Raw genomic sequence first — 13810 nt, 5'->3', positions numbered from 1 at the left:
GCGCGGTGTGCCTGCGCGATGCGCGCTTCATGCGCGCCGTTGGTTCGCGCAGTTCGTCTGCTTACCTGCCTCGCCATGCGCCGACTTCCGCCTCTGCACGCGCTGCAGATCTTCTCCACGGTGGCCCGCCACCGCAGCTTCACGCGTGCGGCCGAGCAGCTGTGCGTCACGCAGGGGGCGGTGAGCCGCCAGATCCAGGCGCTCGAGGCGCACTACGGTTTTCCGCTGTTCAAGCGGCACGCGAAGGGCCTTCTGCTGACGCCGGAGGGCGAGCAGTTGCTGCCGGTCGTCAACGAGAGCTTCGCGCGCATCGAGGACATCTCGATGAAGCTCACGCGGCAGCGCACCGATCTCGCGCTGAAGGTGCCGACCTGCGTGATCCGCTGGATGCTGCCGCGCATCATGCGGTTCCAGGGCGAGCATCCGGATCTGCACGTGCAGATCACGACCGCGTGGCAGCACGTCGTCGATTTCTCGACCGAGCCGTTCGATGCGGCGATCGTCTACGGTACGTCGCCGGGCGCGGGCGTCGTCGCGCTGCCGTTGTTCGACGAGCGGCTGACGCCGGTGTGCGCACCGGAGCTGCGGCACGCCGCGCCGCTCGACGCGGTCGGCGATCTCGTGCGCCATACGCTGCTGCATCCGACGCGCGATCATCGCGACTGGCGCGCATGGCTCGAGCATGCGGGCGAGCGCGGCGTCGACGCGCAGCGCGGCCCGACCTTCGACACGCTCGACCTCGCGACGAACGCGGCGATGCAGGGCTTCGGCGTCGCGATCGGCGACGTGACGCTCGTCGACGACGACGTCAGCGCACACCGGCTCGAGCGGCCGTTCGACATCGTGCTCGAGACCGGCGCGCGCTACTACTTCGTCTATCCGGAGAGCATCGGCAGTCAGCAGAAGATCCGCGCGTTCAGCGACTGGATCGCCTGCCATCGCGACTGACGCGCGCAGTATCGGGCGACGCTTCCTACTGGTAGGTGACGACGGCGATCAGCGGCGCATGGGCGGTGCCGGCGCGCTCGGGGACGACGATCGTGCGCGAACCCTGGGAGAACGACGTGGTGGCGACCGTGTGCAGCGTGGCCGCGTCGACGAACGCGACTTGTCCGGTGGCCGGGCGCGGGCAATCGGGACGCATGCGGGCGTGCTCCGCATCGGCGCTGTCGACCGTGAACGAGCAGGGCGGCTCGACGATCATGCCGGTGAAGCGAACTATGCCGGACGCGCCGGCCGCGAAGGAAGACGATGAAACCAGAAGCGCGGCAGCGAGGGCGAACGAGGCGGTAGCACGGCGATGCTTCATGACAGGCTCCAGAGTGGAAGCGCGTCGCAGCGAGGCCGCTCGAATGGCAGGCCGTCAACGCTGCGGTGCTGTATGCGTAAACGGCAAGTTCATCGAACCTCTTGAGTGAGAACGGGGAGACGACGGCACGCAAGGGACGTCGGGTTCCGGTGATCAATCTATCTCGAACTTGTACTACTGCAACTCGGGGTAGTACGGATGGCGCATGCAAGCGCTGTGGAAGGAACGGCGGTTTGCCGGCCAATCGTTGGGGAGTCAACCAACGGCGATCGTGTGGATCGCAGTACCAACAATGGGTTCGTCGTGGTCGCCGTCGGTAAATTGCGCAGGTGGGCACTCGCGTGCCGACGTCGTGCACGCTCAAAACAAGCCTTCGCGGCGTACACGGCCGAAGTGAACCGATGAGAAGACACCTATGACCAGCACGCCGGCGAGCATCGCCGCGCTATCTACGTTCACCCCGGGCGGGAACGGATGATGGAGCAGCAGCGCCAAGCCGATCAGTGCGTTCAGAAAGCCCCAAAGGACATTGACGAGCGGCGACGATGGCCCCTTTCCGTGCGGCTTCGAAAACGGAGACGGAAAAACTTCGCCGCGCAGACCGGCAGTCAGGTGCGGCATCGCGTTGCACAAGAAGGCACCTGCAAAGAAGGCTGAAACGAAGCTCATGACTCGTCCTTTCGAAGGGAGTGAAACGCATGAATGGATAGGGACGCGCGGAATCGCCGAGTCGGCAGCCGAAAGGATTGGCAGCAGCCCGGGTCGCGACGTCGTGAGGCTCGAACTGTCTCGATCGACATCTGCGAGGAAGGCTCTCGCGGTCCAGGCGGGCAAGCCCGCTGGAGCGCGACAGATTCGGTTCGCCGGAATCGATGAACCACGACCGGTGCAAGAAAACTGGCCGACCGCCAACGTCAGGTCAGAGGCGGCACCTTCCAGCGCAAGGCGGCGCTCCCGAGCGCGGCCGTGCGAAAAGCATAAATCACGACAGTCTAACTTGCAAGTTTAGCTGTCGAATTTCGTGCGTGCGCCTTCGTAGTGACGTTTCATGAAGTCCAGGAGCGATGTCGGCCGCACGGTCGGATATTGGTCATTTGCGATGTCGCGCAAGGTGCCTTCGCCCGACATCATCGGCAGCAGATACTGGAGCGGCAGCATTGCCATCGGATGAGCACCGGCCTTCGCCATTCGCCGCAGCTCGGCATAGCCGTCCGCGATCGAGCCTCGACGCACCCGATGAAGCTCCTTGCCGGTCGCTGCTGCATAGTCCGCTGCGATCTGGGCAATGGTGCGGCAGTCGCCTGCCACGGACACTATCCTGTTAGCCGCCGCCGGATCCTCGACGGCAGCCACGGTCCAGGCTGCAACGTCGTTCATGGACGTGAAATCGAGGGGCACCTCGTCGTCGCCCCAGTAAGCGATCGTGCCCGCTTTGGCGTCGATCAGGCCGGGGTTGGAGAACACGGCCTCCATGAAGCCACCGTTCAGGATGTGGGTGTGGCCGATGCCGCTCGGCGCGACCTTGCGATCGAAGGTCCGCCGCATGTCGAGGTAAGGGTTGATGCCTTCCGGAATCGAGAACAGGTTCTCGGAGAAGTCCGACGGGACCAATCGCCGGACGCCTGCCGCGAGCGCTGCCTCGAGCAAACGGGCCTGGCCATCGACGATGATGTCGGGGCCACCCTGAACTGCCGAAATAACGGTATCGACGCCGGCACAGGCTTGCTCGAGGCTGAGCGGGTCGTCCAGGTCGGTATTGACGACGGTTACGCCGTTCGCAAGCCACTGCCTTGCACGATTGCCGTGTTTACCTGCTGAACCGCCGCGCACTCCCGCGCGGATCTCACCGGCGGGTCGCGTGCGAAGTAACGCATCGATGATTCGGTGCCCAAGATTGCCGGCGGCGCCGACGACCAAACAGCTCGTGTGTGTATTGTCCATGACTCCCTCGGTTCGTCACGACGCTCGGTGGACGGCGCCGAGGAGAAGTCTAGGTCGTGCCGAATTTGAATATAAGATGGCTGAATCGAGACTCCGCGTTCCGGAAAACGACACGAAATGGACCAGGCCGACCTCATCATATTTCTTCGCTTAGCCGATAGCGGAAGCCTTTCAGGCACGGCACGCACGCTGAAGTCGCCCAAATCGTCCGTAAGCCGGGCACTCGTCCGGTTGGAGACGGAGATTGGATCGGCGCTCTTCGACCGGTCCACCCGACACTTCCGGCTGACCGATGCGGGAAAACTGCTGCTGCCCTACGCGTCGCGGGCAGTTCACGACCTGCAGGAAGCGCAGGCGATCATCGATGGCTACGCGGGGGAACCGCGCGGGCTGCTACGCATCAACACGACGCAATCGTTCGCACACGGACTCGTTGCGCCCATGCTGCCCGAGTTTCTCGACCGCTATCCGGCGCTCACCGTCGAGCTGACGACGGACTCGAACTACGTCGACATCGCGCGCGAAGGTATCGACGTAGCGGTGCGCGTCGGTACACTTCCCGACTCGTCGCTCGTCGCACGCAGGCTGCCGCCGGTCGAATTGTGGCTGTGCGCAAGTCCATCCTACCTGTCGCGGTCGGGCGCGCCGATGGCGGCAAGCGAGCTTCATGGACATCGGCTCGTCGTTCGAGAGGCGCCCACGAGCTGGGTGTTTCAGGATGGCCAGGCGGAATTGACCATACGGCCGCGTGGTAGCGCAATTATTCCTGATGCGGCTGCGCAGAAGATCGTGCTTGAAGGCGGGGGCGGGATTGGTTTTCTTCCAAGCTACCTCGCTGCTCCCGCCTTGAGGGCAGGTACCTTGGTGCGGGTGCTTCCGTCATTGAGACGAGAACCCATCGAGCTTCACGCGCTGTATCCGACTCACCGCAGTATGTCGGCAAAGGTCCGCGTTTTCATCGATGCCCTTGTTGGTCACCTCGAGACAGTCGGGCTAACGTCCTCGCGCGTCTAGCGGCTGGGGTGTACCAGGCGAGCGCCAGGCAATCGATACAGGCAATTGAACTGGCCGATCACCGACGTGCCTCTTCTGCACTCCACGAAGAACCCAAAAAAACGGCCGCCCATTCCGGGCGGCCGCCTCGTGCTACCGCAGCTTCGCTCAGCCCGCGCGCTTGCGTACGGCCCCGACGATCACGAGCAGCACGATCGCGCCGACGATCGACGCGATCCAGCCCGCGCCCTGGCCGGGCGCATACCAGCCGGCGGCGCGGCCGACATAGCCCGCGATGAGCGAACCGACGACGCCGAGTACGATGGTCATCAGGATGCCCATCTTGTCGTCGCCGGGTTTGAATGCGCGCGCGAGCAGGCCGACGATGAGCCCGACCACCAGCGTTTCGATGAATTGCAGCATGAACGCCTCCCTGTTGCCATTGAGTTGTTGACGAACAGCAATGGACCAGCGCGCGCTGCGCAGGTTCCATTGCTCGGCACACCGATGCACCGGCGCGCGGGGTGCCGAGCATTGCACGCCCATGCGTCGCGCGCGTGTCAGGCCACCGGATCGAGACGGCGATACCCTTCGGTCGCGCGCAGCAGCGTGCGCGTGTAGTCGCGCGCGACCTGTCCGGCACGCACGTCCTCGATCCGCAACTGCTCGACGATCTGGCCGTGCTGCATCACCGCGACGCGCTGACACAGAAAACCGATCACCGCGAGATTGTGGCTCACGACGATCATCGTCAGCTTGCGTTCGCGATGCAGGCGGCGCAGCAGGTTCAGGATCTCGGCCTGCACCGACACGTCGAGCGCGGAGGTCGGCTCGTCGAGCAGCAGCACGCGCGGCTCGACGATCAGCGCGCGCGCGATCGCGACGCGCTGGCGCTGCCCGCCCGACAGCTGGTGCGGATAGCGGAAGCGGAACGTCGGCCCGAGTCCGACCTCCGACAGCGCCCGCGCAATGCGTGCATCGGCGTCGTCGATCCGGTGGATCGACAGCGGCTCGCGCAGCGTCTGATCGACCGTGAAGCGCGGATGCAGCGATGCGTACGGATCCTGGAACACCATCTGCACGTGGCGGCGCGAGGCGCGATCCGGCGTGCCGCCGACGGCCCGGCCGTCGATCGACAGGCTGCCGCCGGCGAGCGGGACGAGGCCGGTCAGCGCGCGCAGCAGCGTCGACTTGCCGGAGCCCGATTCACCGACGAGCCCGAACACCTCGCCGTCGCGGACCGCGAAGCTCGCGTCGCGCACCGCATCGACGTGGCCCGTGCGAGTGGGAAAGCGGATCGAGACGTGGTCGACGTCGATCATCGTGTGGCCTCCGGTGGTTGCATCGGCATGCTTGCGGGCGGCGCGGCCTCGAGCCACGCAGGATCGCGCCGCAGCACGGGGAGTTCGTCGGGCGGGTTCACGAGCGGCGGATTCGCCGCGAGCAGCCCGCGCGTATAGGGATGCGTCGCATCGCGCAGGTCGCGCGCCGCGCAGGTTTCGACCACGCGGCCCGCATACATCACCGCGACGCGATCGCAGAACGACATCACGAGCGGCAGGTCGTGGCTGATGAACATCAGCCCCGTGCCGTGCTGCGCGATCATCGCGTCGAGCACCGCGAGCACCTGCATCGACACCGCGACGTCGAGCGCCGAGGTCGGCTCGTCGGCGATCAGCAGCCGCGGGCCGGTCGACACCATCATCGCGATCATCACGCGCTGGCCCATCCCGCCCGACAGCTCGTGCGGATACGCATCGGCGACGCGGGCCGGATCGCGGATCTGCACGGCCGCGAGCGCGTCGATGATCCGCTCGCGCAACGCGCGGCCGCGCAGCCCCGGCTCGTGCCGCCGGAACGCTTCGGCCATCTGCTTCGCGACGGTCATCACCGGGTTCAGCGAATACTTCGGATCCTGCAGGATCATCCCCATCTGGCTGCCGCACAGCCGACGGCGCTCGCCGGGCGTCATCGCGAGCAGGTCGCGGCCGGCGAAGCGCATGGTGCGCGCCGACCAGCGCGCGGCGTCCGGCAGCAGCCCGAGCAGCGCGCGGCCGGTCAGCGATTTGCCGGAGCCCGATTCGCCGACGATGCCGAGCCGCTCGCCGGGCGCGAGCGTCAGCGACAGGTCGCGCACCGCGTCGGACACGACGCCGTCGTGCCCGCGAAAGCCGATCTTCAGCCCGTCGATCTCGCAAAGCGGCGCGGCCGTTTCAGTGGAATTCGCTTGCATGTCACGCTCCATGACGCGGATCGAAGACGTCGCGCAGCCCGTCGCCGAGCAGGTTGAACGCTAGGCTCACCAGCAGGATCGCCGCGCCGGGCAGCGTCGCGACCCACCACGCGTCGAGCAGCACGTTGCGGCCCGACGCGACCATGAAGCCCCATTCGGGGCTCGGCGGCTGCGCGCCGAGGCCGAGGAAGCCGAGGCCCGCGACCGTCAGGATGATGCCGGCCATGTCGAGCGTCGCGCGCACGATCACCGACGACATGCACAGCGGGACGATGTAGCGCAGCAGGATGCGCGGCCCCGACGCGCCTTGCAGTCGCGCCGCATGAATGTAGTCGGCCTGCGCGATGCGGATCGTCTCGGCGCGCGCGAGCCGCGCGTATGCGGGCCACGCGGTGATCGAAATCGCGACCACCGCGTTGATCACGCCGGGCCCGAGCGCGGCCGCGAACGCGAGCGCGAGCACGATCTTCGGGAACGCGAGCGCGATGTCGGTGATGCGCATCAGCACGCTGTCGACGAAGCCGCCGCAATAGCCGGCCGTGGTGCCGATCAGCAGGCCGATCGGCACCACGATCACGACCACCAGCAGCGCGATGCCGAGCGTGATGCGCGAGCCGCCGATCAGCCGCGACAGGATGTCCCGGCCGAGCTGGTCGGTGCCGAGCCAGTGCGATGGCGAGCCGGGCGGCAGCAGCCGGTCGGACAGCACCTGACGCAGCGGATCGTGCGGCATGATCAGCGGCCCGACGATCGCGACCGCGATCAGCGCGACCAGGATCGCGAGCCCGAACAGGTTCAGCGGATTGGTGGCGAAGCGGCGCCAGCGACGGTACGCGAGGCCGAACGCGGCCTGCGAACGCGACGCGGGGGCGTCGGAAAGAAGCCAGGCACGCAGCGTGGGACGCTCGATGTTCATGGGCGGACGATCTTCGGCAGGAAGGGAAGGGCAGCGCAGCAGGAAGCGGTCATGGCGAAGCGGCCCTCAGCGCGCACGCGGATCGAACACGCGATACAGCGCGTCGGTCAGCAGGTTGACGGTGATGAACATCGCGCCGATCACGAGCGTCGCGCCGAGCACCGCGCTCATGTCGGCATTCAGCAGCGCGCCGGTCAGGTACGAGCCGAGGCCCGGCCACGCGAACACGATCTCGGTCAGCACCGAGCCCTCGAGCAGGTTGCTGTAGGTCAGCGCGATCACGGTGAGCAGCGGCACCGCGATGTTGCCGAACGCGTGCCGCCAGATCACGCGCCGCTCCGACAGACCCTTCGCGCGCGCGGTGACGATGTATTCCTGGCTCAGCTGGTCGAGCATGAACGAGCGCGTCATCCGGCTCAGATACGCGACCGAGTAATAGCCGAGGATCGCGGCCGGCAGCGCGATGTGCGACACCGCGTTGCGGAACACGTCCCATTCGCCCGCGAGCGCCGAGTCGATCAGCAGGCTGCCGGTGCGCGGGTCGACCATGCCGTCGTACACGGGATCGAGCCGGCCGGGGCCGGCCACCCAGTGCAGCCGCGCATAGAACAGCAGCAGCCCCATCAGCCCGAGCCAGAACACCGGCACCGAGTTGCCGATCAACCCGACGAAGCGCGCGATGTGGTCGACCGGCCGGTTGTGCCGGACCGCGGCCACGACGCCGAGCGGCACGCCGAGCGCGATGCCGATCAACGTCGCGATGGTCGCGAGCTCGAGCGTCGCGGGGAACACGCGGCGGATGTCGTCGAGCACGGGGTTCGACGTCAGCAGCGAGATCCCGAGATTGCCGTGCAGCACGTCGCGCACGTAGATCAGGAACTGCGTCGCGAGCGGCTTGTCGAGGCCGAGCGCGATGCGCTCGGCCGCGTAAGCGTCGGCCGACGCGCGATCGCCGAGGATCGCGAGCACGGGGTCGATCGGCACCTTGCGCCCGATCACGAACGTCAGCGCGAGCAGCCCCGCGAACGTGACGGCGAGCGTGAGCGCCCAGCGCAGCACGCGCAGCGCCCAGCGTACGGCCGGGCGCCGCGCGGGCAGCGTGCGCAGCGCTTCGAGGGAGGAGACGGGAGTCGACATGCGGCGAGTGTTATTGCTTCTTCAGGTTACGGTACGACACGAGATCGTTGATCGGCCCGACTTCGAGCCCGCTCACGCCCGGCCGCGTCGCGACCTGCGCGACCTTCTCGAACATGATCACGAACGGCGAGCGCGCGAGCATCGCCTTCTGCATCGCCCGATAGCGCTGCGCGCGTTGCGCGGCAGTGGGTTCGGCGAGCGCGGCGTCGGTGTCCTTCGTCAGTTGAGGAATGTCCCAGCTGTTGCGCCAGGCGAGCATTTTATAGCTCGACTTGTCGGAGTTGTCGGGGTTCCAGGCGAAACCCTGCGCGTTGCTGTGCGGATCGATGTAGTCGGCCGACCATTCGCCGATGTAGATGTCGTGCTGGCGTGCGCGGTACTTCGCGAGCGTCTGCTTGTTGTCGCCCGGAATCAGCTGCACCTTGACGCCCGCCTGCGCGAAGTTGGCCTGCACGGCCTGCGCGATCTCGGTGTACGGATAGTCGTTGCGCACGTCCATCGTCACCGAGAAGCCGTTCGGCACGCCGGCCTTCGCGAGCAGCGCCTTCGCCTTCGCGACGTCGAGCTTGTACGGGTTCGAATTCAGCGTGCCGAGGAAGCCTTCCGGCAGGAAGGTCTGGTGCACCTTGTAGGTCGTCTTGACGACGTTGGCCTGGATGCCGGAATAGTCGACCAGCCATTTCAGCGCTTCCTGCACCTCCGGCTTCGCGAGCGTCGGGTTCTTCGTGTTCAGGCCCAGATACAGCAGCGTCGCCTGCGGCGAGGCCGCGACCTTCGCCTTGCCCGACTTCACGACCGACGCGAGATCGTCGGGGCTCAGGTCGCGCGCCGCATCGACGTCGCCGTTCTCCAGCAGCAGGCGCTGGCTTGCCGCTTCCGGCACGTGGCGCAGCACGATGCGCTTCATCGCGAGCGGCAGCCGGTAGCCGTCGAAGCGTTGCAGCACGATGCTGTCGCCAGCCGTCCACTTGACGAGCCGGTATGCGCCGGAGCCGGCCTCGTTGGTCTTCAGCCACGCGTTGCCGAAGTCGTTGCCCTGCTGGTGCGACAGCAGCAGCTTGCGGTCGAGCACCGATGCGGGCCACGAGCCGAGCACGTTCAGCACGAAGGTCGGCGCGTACTTCTGGTCGGTCGTGATCGACACCGTCTGGTCGTCGAGCTTCTTCACGTTCGCCGCGACGTTCGCCTTCGTGAGGCCGATGCCGGTGAGCACGGCCGCCGGCCCCTTGTCGAGCAGCACCGTGCGCTGGATCGACCACGCGACGTCGTCGGCGGTCAGCGGATTGCCCGAGTGGAACTTCAGGCCCGTGCGCAGCTTGAACGTATAGGTCAGCCCGTCGGCGCTGACCGTCCACGATTGCGCGACGTCGCCGTTGAATTTCGACGGGTCGCGCAGGTCGACTCGCACGAGGCGATCGTAGGTGTTCGCCACGTATTCCTCGGGCACCAGCTCGTAGATCTCGCCGGGGTCGAGCGTCGTGAATTCGTCGAGCAGCGTCGCCATCACGAACATGTCCTTCGGCGTGGCCGCGTGCGCGGCGCGAAGCGGAACGGCGGCGAGAACGGACGCGGCGGCGAGCGCCGCGACGAGCCGGGAGATCGGGAGTTTCATGGGCGCTTCTCCATCTTTCGTTGAAGTCGTTGAAGTCGTTGCACGTGCATCGAAACGGCGGCGTGCCTCGCCGCTACATCAGTCGCCACGGGCCGCTCGCGGCGTTGTCGATCTGCGGCAACGCGCGTGAGCCGGGCAATTCGTAATGCCACCACTCGCTGTCGATATGCGCGAAGCCGGCCGCGTGCATCACGCCGAGCAGCAGCAGCCGGTTGCGCTGCACGTGCTCGGGCAGCCCCGCATGGAAGTGGCCCGACGCGGCCACCATCTCGTCGAAGCCGGTGCCCATGTCGAGCGGCGCGCCGTCCGCGCCGACCAGCGTCAGGTCGAGCGCGGTGCCGCGGCTGTGGTTCGAGCCGCGGCCGAGGTCGGCGACGAAGTTCGGATCGGGCAGGAAATCCCACAGCACCTGCTGCGCCTGCGGCGGCCGATACGCGTCGTAGATGCGCAGCGTGAAGCCGGCCTGCGCGGCGACGTCGATCGCGCGACGCAGCGCGGCTTCCGCCGGTTCGAGCAGCAGGCAGTGCGCGTGGCGGTAGATCGGCTTGCCGGTCAGGTTGCGCGCGCTCGCGTAGACGAGATCGATCTCGACGCGATGCGTGGCGGGGGTGATTTCGACGAGGCGGTGAGGGTTCATCGGCGGTCCGGTTCGCTCAGGATTCGAATTGGTCGAAGGTGCGCTGCAACTCGCGGTTGCGCGCGACGCGCCGGTCGATCGCCGGACCGAGGCGATCGACCACCGCGGTGATCAGCAGGTTGAACAGGCAGGTGAGCGGCGCGAGCGAATCCCAGAACTGGCCGACGTCGGTCTTCACCTGCAGCAGGTCGGCCGGCCATTCGCGCGCCCACGGGCAATACAGGTCGGTGACCAGCGCGAACGGCTGGCCGCGCTCGGCGGCTGCCTGGCAATAGCGGCGCGCGCTGCGCGAATACGCGCGCGTGTCGGTGACGATGCAGTACGGCCGCTCGAATTCCGAGTTCAGCGAATCGACGTACGAGCCCGACTGGCCGTCGGAATAGAACACGCGCGGGCGCAGGTATTCGAGGTAGCTGCTGAATGCGTTGCTGATGCCGCGCGTCGACTGGATGCCGAGGATGAACACCGCGTCGGCGTCGGCGATGCGGTCCGCGACCTGCGCGAACACCGGTTCTTCGGCAAGCCGGTACACGTGGCGGATCGCGTCGAGCTCGCGCTCGAGCGATGCGGCGAGCGGGCTGCCGCTGCGATCGCCGTCGCGCGCGTCGGCGGTCGCAGGCGCGGCGGCGGCGCGGCGGTATTCGTCGAGGCGGTCGGTGATCATCCACGGGCGATCGCCGCCGCCGCGCAGTTCGCGTTTCAGGTCGTCGAGGTTCCGGTAGCCGATGCTGCGCAGGAAGCGCCCGACCGAGATGCCGCTGGTGCCGGTCTGCTGCGCGATCTGGTCGGCGGTTTCGAGGCCGAGCCGGTCGAGGTTCGCGAGCATGTAGCTGGCGATGCGTTTCGCGGTCGGCGTCAGCTCGGCAAAGTGCGCTTCGACGGTGTGGGCGAACGTGCAGGTCATCGGCTGTTAGATAGTTGTCATTTGACGATTCGGTGTCATCTATCTGACAAAGCCAAAATCATCTGCGCCAGCGAATAAAAACTATGGTCTGACGAGAGGCGATAGGGAATTGGCGTGCGCGCAAGGGCCGGCAGCAACGCGCTGTACGGCGGAAATATTCCTGTCAGGAATATTTTGTGTTTATGTCTATCAGAGATAATTTACGTTTATGCCTGTCAGAGATATACTGCATAGATTGCATCCAGGACGCCCGCCGTGAATCTCATCGTCAATACCCCTGCTCAACTGGGCGAAATCCTGTCGTCCGCGCGTCAGGCCAAGGGGCTGACGCAAGCCGAGGCGGCGGCACGCATCGGCGTCGGCCAATCGCGCCTGTCGTCGCTGGAAACGATCCGCACCGAAAGCCTGTCGCTCAAGCAGTTGCTCGAACTGACCGCGCTGTACGGTCTCGAGCTCAGCATCCGCACGAAGGACGGGCGCGACGCTGCCGACGTCGAGTGGTAATCGATGGGACGCAAATCGCACAGCCGCGCGCTATCGATCTGGGCCAATGGCGTGCGGGTCGGAATCTGGCGGATTCCCCCGCGCGGCGACATGGAACTGCTGTACGACGCCGGCTGGAAACAGTCGGATGCCGGCCGCCCGCTGTCGCTGTCGCTGCCGTTCGGCATCGGTCCTGCGCCGTTGCGCGGCGAGCGCGTGAATCACTACTTCGACAATCTGCTGCCCGACAGCGACGCGATCCGGCGCCGGCTTGCGTCGCGGTTCGGCACGGCGACGACCGAGCCGTTCGATCTGCTCGCCGCACTCGGCCGGGACTGCGTCGGCGCGGTGCAGTTGCTCGGCGAGGATGAAACGCCGACCGGCCATGACCGGATCGACGGTACGCCGTTGTCCGACGACGACGTGGCGCGCGTGCTCGATCAGGCGAGCGGGGCGGCGGGCGGTGCGCAGGACGACGACGACTTTCGCCTGTCGCTGGCCGGCGCGCAGGAAAAGACCGCGCTGCTGTTTCACGACGGGCGCTGGATGCGTCCGCATGGCTCGACGCCGACCACGCATATCCTCAAGTTGCCGCTCGGGCTGGTCGGCAACAAGCGTGCGGATCTGACGACATCCGTCGAAAACGAGTGGCTGTGCCTTGCGATCCTGCGCGCGTTCGGCCTGCCGACGGCGCATGCCGATATCCTGCGTTTCGGCGCACACAAGGTGCTGTCGGTCGCGCGCTTCGATCGCGCGCTGCATCGTGACGGCGGATGGCTGTTGCGCTTGCCGCAAGAGGATTTTTGCCAGGCGCTCGGCGTGCCGCCGCATCTGAAATACGAATCGCAGGGCGGCCCCGGCGTGCCCGAGCTGGCCGGCATCCTGCGCCGGTCGGAAACGGCGCAGGCCGACCTCGACACGCTGTTTACCGCGCTGGTGGTGTTCTGGATGCTCGCCGCGCCGGACGGGCATGCAAAGAACTTCAGCCTGCGCCTGCTGCCGGGCGGCCGCTTCCGGCTGACGCCGCTCTACGACGTGATGTCGATCTGGCCGGTGGAGGGGGACGGCGCGAACCAGTGGTCGTGGCACAAGGCGAAGCTCGCGATGGCCGTGCACGGCAAGCGCAAGCACTACGCGATGCGCGACATCACGCGTCGGCACTTCACTGCGATGGCGGAGTATTGCCTGCTCGGCGATATCGCCACGCCGATCGTCGAACGACTCGTAGCGATGACGCCGCACGTGATCGAATCGGTCGGCGCGGCGCTGCCGGCCGGGTTTCCGGCGCGGATCGCCGAACGCATCCTCGGCGGATTGCGCTTCGCTGCGCAACGACTTGCCGACCTGCCGCGGGAGTGACCCGGCCGCCGCCCGGACTCGGCAGCTGAAAGCCGGCGCATCCGCACTTTCGCGTTCCCGTCGATGGCATCGAGCCGCCATCGCGCGGCGCGCATCCCGCTCTCTTCTCCTCTCCTCGACATTCATCCGCTGCTGCATCGCAATAATTACAAAATTAAAGTCGATCAGTTTTATTCATTAATTCAGCTTAATAATTCATTTAATTTTTAGATGAATATGGATTTAATTTGCGTCACGGGACGTTCGATTTTAGATGATTCGAAAACGGCCGGTATTCCGTAATGGG

The 13810-nt window shown here is 66.4% G+C and carries 15 protein-coding genes; 4 read left to right on the top strand and 11 right to left on the bottom strand.

Features of this window, described 5'->3' with window-relative positions; all coding sequences use genetic code 11:
• Positions 1–75 precede the first annotated feature (75 nt).
• Positions 76–948, top strand: coding sequence for a LysR substrate-binding domain-containing protein (locus tag MBR110_RS19495; RefSeq protein WP_059459402.1), 873 nt, complete (start codon positions 76–78; stop codon positions 946–948).
• 25 nt (positions 949–973) lie between these two features.
• Here the strand turns inward: MBR110_RS19495 and MBR110_RS19490 are convergent, their stop codons facing one another.
• From MBR110_RS19490 to MBR110_RS19480, 3 genes are all read right to left on the bottom strand, one after another.
• Positions 974–1309, bottom strand: coding sequence for a hypothetical protein (locus tag MBR110_RS19490; RefSeq protein WP_059474845.1), 336 nt, complete (start codon positions 1307–1309; stop codon positions 974–976).
• A gap of 360 nt (positions 1310–1669) precedes the next feature.
• Positions 1670–1978, bottom strand: a complete 309-nt coding sequence (locus MBR110_RS19485; RefSeq protein WP_034195148.1) for a hypothetical protein — start codon at positions 1976–1978, stop codon at positions 1670–1672.
• A gap of 336 nt (positions 1979–2314) precedes the next feature.
• Entirely contained in the window at positions 2315–3250 is a 936-nt protein-coding gene (locus MBR110_RS19480) for an NmrA family NAD(P)-binding protein (RefSeq protein ID WP_045577910.1), read from the bottom strand.
• Between the two features lie 117 nt (positions 3251–3367).
• Here MBR110_RS19480 and MBR110_RS19475 point away from each other — a divergent pair, with 117 nt between their 5' ends.
• Entirely contained in the window at positions 3368–4264 is an 897-nt protein-coding gene (locus MBR110_RS19475; RefSeq protein WP_059894064.1) for a LysR family transcriptional regulator, read from the top strand.
• Positions 4265–4411: 147 nt separating this feature from the next.
• On the opposite strand, the gene MBR110_RS19470 is transcribed toward MBR110_RS19475, so the two are convergent.
• The 8 genes from MBR110_RS19470 to sapR form a co-directional block, all read right to left on the bottom strand.
• Positions 4412–4666, bottom strand: a complete 255-nt coding sequence (locus MBR110_RS19470; protein ID WP_011882395.1) for a GlsB/YeaQ/YmgE family stress response membrane protein — start codon at positions 4664–4666, stop codon at positions 4412–4414.
• A 137-nt stretch (positions 4667–4803) separates the two neighbouring features.
• On the bottom strand, positions 4804–5565 hold the full coding sequence (locus MBR110_RS19465) for an ABC transporter ATP-binding protein (RefSeq protein WP_014724754.1): 762 nt from the start codon (positions 5563–5565) through the stop codon (positions 4804–4806).
• A complete protein-coding gene (locus MBR110_RS19460) occupies positions 5562–6476 on the bottom strand; it encodes an ABC transporter ATP-binding protein (RefSeq protein ID WP_059669038.1) in 915 nt (304 codons plus the stop codon). Before MBR110_RS19460 ends, MBR110_RS19465 begins: the two co-directional genes overlap by 4 nt.
• A gap of 1 nt (position 6477) precedes the next feature.
• A complete protein-coding gene (gene nikC / locus MBR110_RS19455; RefSeq protein WP_011882392.1) occupies positions 6478–7392 on the bottom strand; it encodes a nickel transporter permease in 915 nt (304 codons plus the stop codon).
• Positions 7393–7458: 66 nt separating this feature from the next.
• Complete coding sequence (locus MBR110_RS19450) at positions 7459–8529, bottom strand: ABC transporter permease (RefSeq protein WP_014724756.1); 1071 nt, start codon at positions 8527–8529, stop codon at positions 7459–7461.
• A 10-nt stretch (positions 8530–8539) separates the two neighbouring features.
• On the bottom strand, positions 8540–10141 hold the full coding sequence (locus tag MBR110_RS19445) for an ABC transporter substrate-binding protein (RefSeq protein WP_181709491.1): 1602 nt from the start codon (positions 10139–10141) through the stop codon (positions 8540–8542).
• 73 nt (positions 10142–10214) lie between these two features.
• Positions 10215–10778 (bottom strand): D-alanyl-D-alanine dipeptidase, encoded by a 564-nt coding sequence (gene ddpX, locus MBR110_RS19440; protein ID WP_046426370.1) that lies wholly within the window; start codon positions 10776–10778, stop codon positions 10215–10217.
• Positions 10779–10794: 16 nt separating this feature from the next.
• Positions 10795–11682: a sap1 transcriptional regulator SapR gene (gene sapR, locus MBR110_RS19435; protein WP_059459397.1), complete on the bottom strand. Its 888-nt coding sequence runs from the start codon at positions 11680–11682 to the stop codon at positions 10795–10797.
• 255 nt (positions 11683–11937) lie between these two features.
• On the opposite strand from sapR, the gene MBR110_RS19430 reads away from it, so the two are divergent.
• The gene (locus tag MBR110_RS19430; protein WP_011882387.1) at positions 11938–12186 is read left to right on the top strand and encodes a helix-turn-helix domain-containing protein; all 249 of its coding nucleotides are present in this window, start codon (positions 11938–11940) and stop codon (positions 12184–12186) included.
• A gap of 3 nt (positions 12187–12189) precedes the next feature.
• Positions 12190–13524, top strand: a complete 1335-nt coding sequence (locus MBR110_RS19425; RefSeq protein WP_011882386.1) for a type II toxin-antitoxin system HipA family toxin — start codon at positions 12190–12192, stop codon at positions 13522–13524.
• The last annotated feature ends 286 nt before the right edge of the window (positions 13525–13810 follow it).

Source organism: Burkholderia sp. MBR-1 (assembly GCF_013822785.1).
GTDB lineage: Bacteria > Pseudomonadota > Gammaproteobacteria > Burkholderiales > Burkholderiaceae > Burkholderia > Burkholderia vietnamiensis.
The sequence above is the reverse complement of the archived record's forward strand: the minus strand, read 5'-3'. Positions and strand labels throughout refer to the sequence as shown.

Bases quoted from the DNA above. Each gene is read 5' to 3' on its own strand.
- MBR110_RS19495 (WP_059459402.1), top strand. From the start codon at position 76: ATGCGCCGACTTCCGCCTCTGCACGCGCTGCAGATCTTCTCCACGGTG.
- MBR110_RS19490 (WP_059474845.1), bottom strand. From the start codon at position 1,309: ATGAAGCATCGCCGTGCTACCGCCTCGTTCGCCCTCGCTGCCGCGCTT.
- MBR110_RS19485 (WP_034195148.1), bottom strand. From the start codon at position 1,978: ATGAGCTTCGTTTCAGCCTTCTTTGCAGGTGCCTTCTTGTGCAACGCG.
- MBR110_RS19480 (WP_045577910.1), bottom strand. From the start codon at position 3,250: ATGGACAATACACACACGAGCTGTTTGGTCGTCGGCGCCGCCGGCAAT.
- MBR110_RS19475 (WP_059894064.1), top strand. From the start codon at position 3,368: ATGGACCAGGCCGACCTCATCATATTTCTTCGCTTAGCCGATAGCGGA.
- MBR110_RS19470 (WP_011882395.1), bottom strand. From the start codon at position 4,666: ATGCTGCAATTCATCGAAACGCTGGTGGTCGGGCTCATCGTCGGCCTG.
- MBR110_RS19465 (WP_014724754.1), bottom strand. From the start codon at position 5,565: ATGATCGACGTCGACCACGTCTCGATCCGCTTTCCCACTCGCACGGGC.
- MBR110_RS19460 (WP_059669038.1), bottom strand. From the start codon at position 6,476: ATGCAAGCGAATTCCACTGAAACGGCCGCGCCGCTTTGCGAGATCGAC.
- nikC (WP_011882392.1), bottom strand. From the start codon at position 7,392: ATGAACATCGAGCGTCCCACGCTGCGTGCCTGGCTTCTTTCCGACGCC.
- MBR110_RS19450 (WP_014724756.1), bottom strand. From the start codon at position 8,529: ATGTCGACTCCCGTCTCCTCCCTCGAAGCGCTGCGCACGCTGCCCGCG.
- MBR110_RS19445 (WP_181709491.1), bottom strand. From the start codon at position 10,141: ATGAAACTCCCGATCTCCCGGCTCGTCGCGGCGCTCGCCGCCGCGTCC.
- ddpX (WP_046426370.1), bottom strand. From the start codon at position 10,778: ATGAACCCTCACCGCCTCGTCGAAATCACCCCCGCCACGCATCGCGTC.
- sapR (WP_059459397.1), bottom strand. From the start codon at position 11,682: ATGACCTGCACGTTCGCCCACACCGTCGAAGCGCACTTTGCCGAGCTG.
- MBR110_RS19425 (WP_011882386.1), top strand. From the start codon at position 12,190: ATGGGACGCAAATCGCACAGCCGCGCGCTATCGATCTGGGCCAATGGC.